Below are 1,788 nucleotides of genomic sequence, written 5' to 3' on the forward strand. Positions count from 1 at the left end.
CTTCGCGACCCTGCCCACCCTCGACGATGATGACCTCAACACGCTGTTGCCCTGGCAGTGGAAAGAGACATTACCGGTCTAAGCGACATCTGCCTAGATGTGGTTAGTGGCTCGCTTACAGAGAAATTCTCTAGCAAAGTGTGCTCTGCACCCAAAAGTATTCATGCTGAGTGTGCAGATAAGATTGTTAAAGCCCACACTGTCCCAAAGAGCTCTAGCTTAAAGGCTATAGCGAAAGATGGTCATGTTCTAGGTCTAAATCTTGGACTGGAGAACCTGCAAAAAAATGATGGAAAAATTCGACCTGAAAAAATAGGTATTAATAATGCTTCTACCTTTACAGGATTCTGCCAGAAGAATGACGATCAACTATTCTCATGTTTAGAAAAGGAAGTATTTACAAAATCTGAGGAGCAATGTTTTAAATTGGCTTTTCGCTCTTTCGCCAGAGAATATTACACAAAGTCCGCGCTAGTGAATATGTATGACGTAAACTCTTCGCTAGATAAAGGAAAGTCTACTTATAGGCAGGCTTAAATACAGGAGCAGGCATTTCTCACAAACTTAGGTGCAGAGGTTGGTCTTAAGGACAATATTTTTCATAAAGAAAAATTTGATGAATGCATAGAGAATGGAGATTATAGCGCCATAAGGGCTGTTGTTATCGAGTATTTAGAACCATTTCCAGTCCAAGTAAGCGGTTCAGTGAATCCTGATTTTTGCTTTGATAATAATAAGCTTCAAGATTTATCGGACTTTAAGAAAATTCCGGATTTACTTTCTTTTACTTCATTTTACGATGGATGCAAAAGTTATATTGTTCTCTCATGGTTGCAGCATTGCCATAGTAGTTGCGAAAATTTGTTAAAGTCGCTTTTGTCGAAACCAAAAGAAGATATTTCAACATATTTGGTTCAATATATATTTAGCAACTTTGAGAATTTCTTTCTATCACCGACCTGGTGGGACGAAATTTCAGAGCATGACAAGGAAAGAATTGTTGAAATATCCCACGATAATGTGAATATTTTCGTAGAGCCTCATGGAAATAATATTTCAAATAAAATTATAAGTGCAGCGCTTCCTTTACCAGAGAGTATTGAATATATCAACTAGAAAACTTGAGTTAAGCTTTAACAAGCCAATGCACTCGAATCCAGCTATGTTGCTTAATTTTTGTCGCTTCGCTATTTTACCACAAAAATTACTCCACCCCGCTGGCATGGCGATTGGGGCTTTACTTTTATCGAGAAGGAGGTTAAGTGGAGCAGTTTTTTGAACTACTGAGATCAATTCCATCATCAGCATGGATAGCTTTTTGTACCGCATTACTTACATCCACGCTAACACTAATTGGTGTCGGGCTTACTAATAAGTCAAATAATAAACGCTTATCAATTCAGCTAGAACATGAAAGAAAGCTGAAGCGAGAAGATCTGGTTAGAGATCGATTGGAAGAATTGTATGTTGAATCAAAACGATACATGAATGCTGTGGTAACTCACTTTTTGCCCTATCGTCGAGTGATGGAAGGAGAGTTAACATTTAACCAGGCATTGGATCTCAGCATCGACAGTCGATACACACATAACCCGGAACGAGTGTACTTGATAATGGATATGTACTTTCCAGAATTGAGAGTTAGCTTCGCCGGTGTTGAGCACATGTTAAGTACCTGATCTAAAGTTTTCGTGTAATATCCATGCCAGGATTTCTGACACGGACAGAACCATGGAAAAACGCTTCGTTGCCCCTCTCACTGAACCTGAACAACAGACGCTGACCTCC

The 1,788-nt window shown here is 39.3% G+C and carries 2 protein-coding genes; both read left to right on the forward strand.

Going from position 1 to position 1,788, the window contains the following annotated elements; genetic code table 11:
* Nucleotides 1-705: 705 nt before the first annotated feature.
* The gene (locus HUO07_RS21655) at nucleotides 706-1,116 is read left to right on the forward strand and encodes a hypothetical protein (protein ID WP_217909000.1); all 411 of its coding nucleotides are present in this window, start codon (nucleotides 706-708) and stop codon (nucleotides 1,114-1,116) included.
* A gap of 146 nt (nucleotides 1,117-1,262) precedes the next feature.
* Nucleotides 1,263-1,679 (forward strand): hypothetical protein, encoded by a 417-nt coding sequence (locus tag HUO07_RS21465; protein ID WP_176305136.1) that lies wholly within the window; start codon nucleotides 1,263-1,265, stop codon nucleotides 1,677-1,679.
* Nucleotides 1,680-1,788: the final 109 nt, after the last annotated feature.

The organism is Vreelandella maris (assembly GCF_013371085.1).
In the GTDB taxonomy this organism is placed as follows: domain Bacteria; phylum Pseudomonadota; class Gammaproteobacteria; order Pseudomonadales; family Halomonadaceae; genus Vreelandella; species Vreelandella maris.